At 33.0% G+C, this 6,856-nt stretch carries 6 protein-coding genes and 1 pseudogene; 3 read left to right on the forward strand and 4 right to left on the reverse strand.

All coding sequences use genetic code 11. From position 1 onward, the window contains the following. Window positions 1-99 precede the first annotated feature (99 nt). Together P8M54_RS12900 and P8M54_RS12905 are read left to right on the forward strand one after the other, a co-directional pair. A pseudogene (locus P8M54_RS12900) lies at window positions 100-354 on the forward strand (30S ribosomal protein S1); the annotation flags it as partial. Between the two features lie 111 nt (window positions 355-465). Then, window positions 466-930: a hypothetical protein gene (locus P8M54_RS12905; RefSeq protein WP_300288332.1), complete on the forward strand. Its 465-nt coding sequence runs from the start codon at window positions 466-468 to the stop codon at window positions 928-930. Between the two features lie 76 nt (window positions 931-1,006). Here the strand turns inward: P8M54_RS12905 and P8M54_RS12910 are convergent, their stop codons facing one another. Further along, entirely contained in the window at window positions 1,007-1,543 is a 537-nt protein-coding gene (locus P8M54_RS12910) for a biopolymer transporter ExbD (protein WP_300288334.1), read from the reverse strand. A gap of 282 nt (window positions 1,544-1,825) precedes the next feature. On the opposite strand from P8M54_RS12910, the gene P8M54_RS12915 reads away from it, so the two are divergent. Then, window positions 1,826-2,380 carry a fasciclin domain-containing protein gene (locus tag P8M54_RS12915; protein ID WP_300288335.1) on the forward strand — a complete coding sequence of 185 codons (555 nt, stop codon included), beginning with the start codon at window positions 1,826-1,828 and terminating at the stop codon, window positions 2,378-2,380. A 121-nt stretch (window positions 2,381-2,501) separates the two neighbouring features. On the opposite strand, the gene pheT is transcribed toward P8M54_RS12915, so the two are convergent. From pheT to P8M54_RS12930, 3 genes are all read right to left on the reverse strand, one after another. Further along, window positions 2,502-4,922, reverse strand: a complete 2,421-nt coding sequence (pheT, locus tag P8M54_RS12920; protein WP_300288336.1) for a phenylalanine--tRNA ligase subunit beta — start codon at window positions 4,920-4,922, stop codon at window positions 2,502-2,504. A 122-nt stretch (window positions 4,923-5,044) separates the two neighbouring features. Further along, window positions 5,045-5,908: a bestrophin family ion channel gene (locus P8M54_RS12925; RefSeq protein WP_300288337.1), complete on the reverse strand. Its 864-nt coding sequence runs from the start codon at window positions 5,906-5,908 to the stop codon at window positions 5,045-5,047. Between the two features lie 125 nt (window positions 5,909-6,033). After that, window positions 6,034-6,856: TolC family protein (locus P8M54_RS12930; RefSeq protein ID WP_300288339.1), on the reverse strand; the 823-nt coding region annotated here is incomplete at its 5' end.

Genomic DNA, 6,856 nt, shown 5'->3' on the forward strand with positions numbered 1-6,856 from the left:
TCACCTCAGCCAGGACCTGTTACAGAAATTACTGCAACAGGATTAACTCTTGCTACTTAAGAGCATGGTGTTGAAGGTATCATCACTAAAAGAACTGCTGAAAAAGAAGATGGTTCTTTCTTAAAAGTTGACGACAAAGTTGACTTCAAAGTAATCGAATTTAACAAAGAATTCAAAAGAGTTGTTGCCTCTCACACTGCTATCTTCCGTGAAGAAGAAGAGAAAAATGTGAAAGCTGCTACTGAAAATACTTCTTCAGCTTCAAACACTAATGCACCAGCTGCTACTCTTGGAGATAGTAACGATGTATTGGCTGCATTGAAAGCTAAAATGGAAAAATCAGAGAAAAAATAATTCTCAGATAATCTAAATATGGAAAGCCTCACAGGGATGTGAGGCTTTTTTTTATGTTGTAATTTCTGATAAATTTTATATATTTGAAATTAATATTTAAAAATAATTAAAATGGAAGAAACTACTTTTCAGGAGAATGAAAAAATGTACTTAAGCCAAGAGGCACAAGGTTTTCTTAAAGAAACAGCCAAATGGGCGTACTTCATGTCTATCTTAGGATTTATTGGAATTGGATTTATGATTGTACTTGCTTTGTTTATTGGTACGATTTTTTCAGCGCTTGGCAGTATGAGTCGAAATGTGAATTCCATGGGTATTCTTGAAACCGGGCTAATGTCAGGTATTTATTTAAGTATAGCCGTATTTTACTTTTTTCCTGTGTACTATCTGTATCAGTTTTCTTCAAAAATGAAAAAGGCTTTTAAGTCTAATGATACTGCTTTAGTTAATTCTTCTTTTGAATATTTAAAATCACATTATAAATTTATTGGAATTTTGACGTTAGTTTTTGTAGTGATCTATGGTTTGATTTTCTTGTTTTCTATTTTAGTAGGAGCAATAGCTTTATTTAACTAATATTTTCAAAAAGTGCTTTATCTACTGCTTTTATTAAGGGCAGTAGATAAAGCACTTTTTTATTTTCTAATTTATTCTAGTTTTTATGTTTTTTTAAAAGTAATTGTTCCTCTGGAATAAAAGTATTGATTACATCGTATGACTGGATGTTATTAATTTGCATTTGATCTAAAACAGCCACGAGATTGCCGTAATTTGATTTTTCACTTGGTTTAATAATTACATTCATTCCTCGATCTGGCCTACCTTTACTAGCTGAATATGTAAGTACTTCTTTATTTTTAATTCCTATTTCTGTTGTTAGTTTATTTTCTTTTAAATTAAATGCCTTTGGAATATCTATTGGAAAGTATATTAATCCTTGATAACAAACTACGTTATCATTTTCTCCAATTAATATGGTGTAGGAACGATTCTCATCAGGCATATTACAAACCCATCCTTCAACAGATTCATCATTGTAGGGTAATGATAGGTGCATACTATTTGCCTTTCGCATTTCAGCTGCTACCATAAAAAAGATCATCAACAAAAAAGAGACGCTAACCATAGCGGTTAAATCAACTCTATTATTTAATTTTTTAGATCGAATTTTGGAGGTTGTATTTATCATCTATCTTAATTTATTTGTAGCTTCAATCTTAAAAGTAGCTAAAAAAATGATACAGTAGGCTGTGACTTAACCATTTTTCTGCCTTAGTTATATTTTTTTTACGCTTTTTTTGCTGTTTTCGAGATTAGTTTTGATATTTTAATACAAATGATAGAGTATAATAAGTTGTAAAAGTGTCTGATATATAGTGCTTTATGATTTATTTAAAATTAAATTCTATTTTTTAAATCCATATCCATAGTTGCTGCGTAAATGACTATGTATAACAACAAAAAATAAATTATGAAAACTAGAAAATTTTTATCAGTAGCGTTTTTCGCTTTAGTATTTGGAGCCACTTCATTTGCACAAAAAACAGTTATGGTTGGTGGAGCAGCAATGTATCCTACTAAAAACATTGTTGAAAATGCGGTAAATTCTAAAGACCACACAACATTAGTTGCTGCTGTAACTGCTGCTGACTTGGTAGCTACTTTACAAAGTAAAGGACCATTCACCGTTTTTGCCCCAACAAATGCGGCTTTTGATAAATTGCCAGCAGGTACTGTTGCCACTTTATTGAAACCAGAGAATAAAAAAATGTTACAAACTATTTTAACTTATCATGTAGTAGCTGGAAAAATGAATGCTTCAGATATTGCTATGGCAATTAAAAAAGGAAAAGGAAAAGCAACGATGAAAACTGTTAGCGGTGGAACATTGACAGCTTGGATGAAAGGAAAAAAATTATACATTACTGATGAAAAAGGTGGTATGTCACAGGTTACAATCGCAGATGTTAATCAATCAAATGGTGTAATCCATGTAGTTGACGCCGTATTGTTACCAAAAAGTTAGTTTTTTTTACAATTGGTTTTGTTTGAAAGTCCCGTCTATTTACTAGACGGGATTTTTTGATTAAAAAAAATGCCAATTCATTTTTTGAATTGGCATTACTTATTCGATTTGAATTTTAAACTTAGCGTAAACTAGCTCCTAGCTCAGTTTCAAAATTCTTTTGAAGTTTACCCATTAATTTATCAATTTGCGCATCAGTCAAGGTTTTTGTAACGTCTTGAATGATAAAGCTAATAGCATAGGATTTTTTTCCTTCGCCAAGGTTGTTACCTTCGTAAACATCAAACAAATTAATTTCTTTTAGTAATGACTTTTCTGTTTGTCTTGCTACTGCGTAAATTGCATCGTAGCTTACACTTTGATCAACTAGTAAAGCTAAATCGCGTCGTACTTCAGGATATTTGGGTATGTCAGTAAATTTAATTTTTAATGAAATAGACTTGATAATAGCATCCCAATTGAAATCAGCATAAAATACTTCTTGTTTAATTCCAAAATGTTTAAGGATTGATTTTTTTACAACTCCAAATTCCACCAGTGCATTATGTCCCATTCCGATAGCTACTCCTTCTGAGAACACATCCGATGTTGCTGGGCTGTTTTGTGTTTTTTGGATTCCAAATCGTGCTAAAACTGCATCTACATAACCTTTAAATAAGAAAAAATCAGATGGCCTTTGAGTAGTAGTCCAAGTTTCACTATTTCTGTTTCCTGTTAAGAAAAGCGTTAGATGTTTTCGTTCTTCAAAACCAGAAAGTAATTTATGGTATGATTTACCGAATTCAAAAAACTTTAAATCAGCATTCTTACGATTTATATTGTAGGACAGTGCTTCTAAACCTGAAAACAATAACGACTGGCGTAATGTTGCTAAATCATTACTTAAAGGATTTAACATTGTCACATTATGCTCTTCTTTTAACATAGATGAAAGCTGAACATAAGAAGCAGTTGTTAAAGAGTTAGCCATCATTTCATTAAAACCTTGTGAGTTTAATTGTGTAGCTATGATGTTTTGAAGTTTATAATCTTCATTTCGTGGTGAGTTCGTTACAGTAGCATTTAATTTTTTAGAAAAACTAATATTGTTATATCCATATACTCTAAGGATTTCTTCAATTACATCAATTTCTCGTTGTACATCTACACGATAAGATGGTATCGTTAATCCAAGACCAGCCTCAGAAACACTATTTACTTTAATATCAAGTGAAACCAATATTTGCTTGATCGTATCTTTTGGTATTTCTTGTCCTATTATTTTTGCCACATTAGCAAAGTTTAAAAACACAGAGAAGTCTTCGATTTTCTTGTTGTAAATATCAACGATTTCAGAAGTGATTTCTCCACCTGCTACTTCTTGGATTAGCAATGCTGCGCGTTTTAAGGCGTAAGCAGTAATACTTGGATCGATTCCTCTTTCAAATCGGAAAGAGGCGTCGGTATTTAATTGGTGTCTTTTGGCAGTTTTACGAACACTAACAGGATTAAAATAAGCACTTTCTAAGAAAATAGAGTTCGTGTTTTCACTTACACCTGAATTTTTTCCTCCAAATACTCCAGCGATACATAATGGACCTTTTTCATCACAAATCATCAAATCTTCTTCGTGTAAAGTACGTTCTACATCGTCGAGTGTAGTGAATTTAGTTCCGGCTGCAACTGTTTTTACGATGATTTTACCACTAATTTTAGCAGTATCAAAAGCATGTAGTGGTTGTCCTAGTTCATGTAAAACATAATTAGTAACATCAACGATATTGTTTTTTGGATTTAATCCAATAGCTTTTAATCTATTTTGTAGCCAATTAGGTGAAGGCTTTATAGTAATTCCCGATATGGTTACGCCACAATATCGTGGCGCAAGAGTAGTATCCTCTACAGCGACATCGATTTTTAAAGTACGCATGTCTACTCTAAAATTACTAACGGACGGCGTTATTAGTTCTACATTAACTCCGCTTTGTATCATTCCAGCACGTAGGTCACGTGCAGTGCCTAGGTGACTCATAGCATCGGCACGATTGGGAGTTAATCCAATTTCGAATACCTCATCATTTTCGATTTTAAACACTTGTGCTGCTGAAGTTCCAGGAACAAGAGCCTCGTCTAAAACCATAATCCCATCATGACTTTCTCCTAGACCTAATTCATCTTCAGCGCAAATCATTCCGTGGCTTTCTTGACCTCGAATTTTTCCTTTTTTAATCGTAAAAGCAACACCTTCTTTATCATATAAAACAGTTCCTATGGTTGCAACAGGTACTTTTTGTCCTGCTGCCACATTTGCAGCACCACAAACAATTTGTACAGGAGTACCCGTCCCTAAATCAACTGTAGTCACTTTTAATCGATCTGCATCGGGGTGTTGTTCACAAGTAAGAACGTGACCAACAACGATTCCTTCTAGCCCGCCTTTTACGGATTGGTATTTTTCAACCATTTCAACTTCAAGACCTAGATCTGTTAATAATGCCGATGTTTCTTCGGAATTCCAATCGATTTTGATGAACTGTTTTAACCAGTTATAGGATATTTTCATTTGTCAATTTTATAAGGTTGCAAATATAAGGATTGCAGACTGTAGTAGGAAACTATTTTTTTTGTTTTTTAGGCAGAAATGTTGAGTTTGTGAAGGATTTGAAGGAGATCCATTTTCTTATCCTAAATCAATTCTTCCACATGTCTTTTTATGTTTTCAGCTATCTTTCTAGTAGGTAAATCATTATCATCATGGCCAAAAGGCTCTTCGATTTCTTCGGCAATTAATTCCAAACTAGCTAGTACATAGAAAATAAAAACAACAACTGGAATCACATAATATCCTAAATTAAATACGTAGCCAAAAGGTAAAGTCATCACATAAAAGAATATAAATTTCTTTAAAAAAACACTGTAAGAGTAGGGAATGGGAGTGTTTTTTATACGTTCGCAGGCTCCACAAATATCTGTAAAAGACTGTAATTCATTATTCAAAATGATTAATTGGTCACCTGTAATTTTTTTACTTTCATACAAATCATTAATTTTCAAAAACATCATTTTGGCAACTTGATTGGGACGATGGGTATGATGATTAATGGCAATTGTAATTTCTTCGGATAATTGCTTTCCGGTTTCTTCGTCCTTTAAATGTTTATTTAAAATAGAAGCATAGCTAGGAATCATTTTTCTAAAAAAGGCTAAATCTTTTTCTTCTTTTAAAATAGCATGCAGCTTTAATGCTAGGTTACGGCTATTATTTACTAATGAACCCCATAATTTTCGTCCTTCCCACCAACGGTCGTATGCGGTATTGGTTCTGAAAACTAGTAATAATGATATAACAAAGCCTAGCATGCCATGCATCATTGATATATTTTTGACGTGACTGTCATCTGGCAAGTCCCAATATTCGATTTCAAGATAAGCTACTAAACCAGAATAGATTCCAATTAGTAGCATTAGTGGTAGTAATTTCCGAAAAGTATCAGCTTTGTGGAACCGAAATATAAAAGTAATCCAATCTTTAGGGTTGTATGATATCATAGTAACGATGGTTTCTGCAAATTTATATTTATTATGCTAGTATAGATAATAAAAACTCTCGTTTTAAATTAGATAAAGTAATTTAAAACGAGAGTTTATACTAATTGTTACAATCTACAATAGTGTTAGAAAGTCAAGTTACCTGCAATTTCTCGTAATGCAATCTCTGATAGCTTAGCTTGATATTGAGCATTGGTAAATCTAACGGTAGCAGTTACATAGTTCAGTTGAGCTGTTCTAAATTCCAAAGTAGTGATGGTTCCAATTCGGAATTTATCCAAAGTAATGTCCAAATTTTGCTTTGCAATCGCCTCATTTTTTTCTTCCAATTCAATTAGTTGTAAATTAGTTAAATAGGTTTGGTATGCAGTTGTTAATTGCGTTTTCAATTGCATGCTTTGTTGCTCAATTTGGGCTGTTGCAGTTTCTATTTGAATGGCTGCAATTTTTTCGTTTCTATTTTGTGCTAAACCGTCAAATAAGTTTAAAGAAGCATTGAAGCCGTAGTTCAAACCCCTCGAAGTCGACTGTGTTATAAAGCCTAAGCTGGATTGGCTTTGGCCAAAGTTGTACCCTGTACTTACTCTAATTGTTGGATACCGACCTGCTTTTACTTGCTTTAGTTGTAATTCAGCTACTCGCTTATTGATTATTTGTGCTTGCAGCAACGGATTTTGCTGCTCGGCTAAATTCATTAAGTCCGATAAATTCAGTTGATTATCAATAATAAGGTCGTTTGCAACCGTAAAAGGCGTTGTTGCATCTCTTGCCAAAATTTCATTTAAAGCCGTTTTAGTATTGGTATACAACTCCTGTTGACGCAATAAATTTACTTTGTCCGTATTCAAATCAACTTGGGCGTTTAATACTTCTAGTTTCGACGCCTTACCAATCGAAAAGCGATTTTTAGCTAAATCAAGTCTTTGATTCGATATAACGAGAGTGGAG

It is taken from the genome of Flavobacterium sp. (genome assembly GCF_029242675.1).
GTDB lineage: Bacteria > Bacteroidota > Bacteroidia > Flavobacteriales > Flavobacteriaceae > Flavobacterium.

Excerpts from the sequence above, each read along its gene's own strand:
- P8M54_RS12905 (WP_300288332.1), top strand. The coding sequence starts at position 466 with ATGGAAGAAACTACTTTTCAGGAGAATGAAAAAATGTACTTAAGCCAA.
- pheT (WP_300288336.1), bottom strand. The coding sequence starts at position 4,922 with ATGAAAATATCCTATAACTGGTTAAAACAGTTCATCAAAATCGATTGG.
- P8M54_RS12925 (WP_300288337.1), bottom strand. The coding sequence starts at position 5,908 with ATGATATCATACAACCCTAAAGATTGGATTACTTTTATATTTCGGTTC.
- P8M54_RS12915 (WP_300288335.1), top strand. The coding sequence starts at position 1,826 with ATGAAAACTAGAAAATTTTTATCAGTAGCGTTTTTCGCTTTAGTATTT.
- P8M54_RS12910 (WP_300288334.1), bottom strand. The coding sequence starts at position 1,543 with ATGATAAATACAACCTCCAAAATTCGATCTAAAAAATTAAATAATAGA.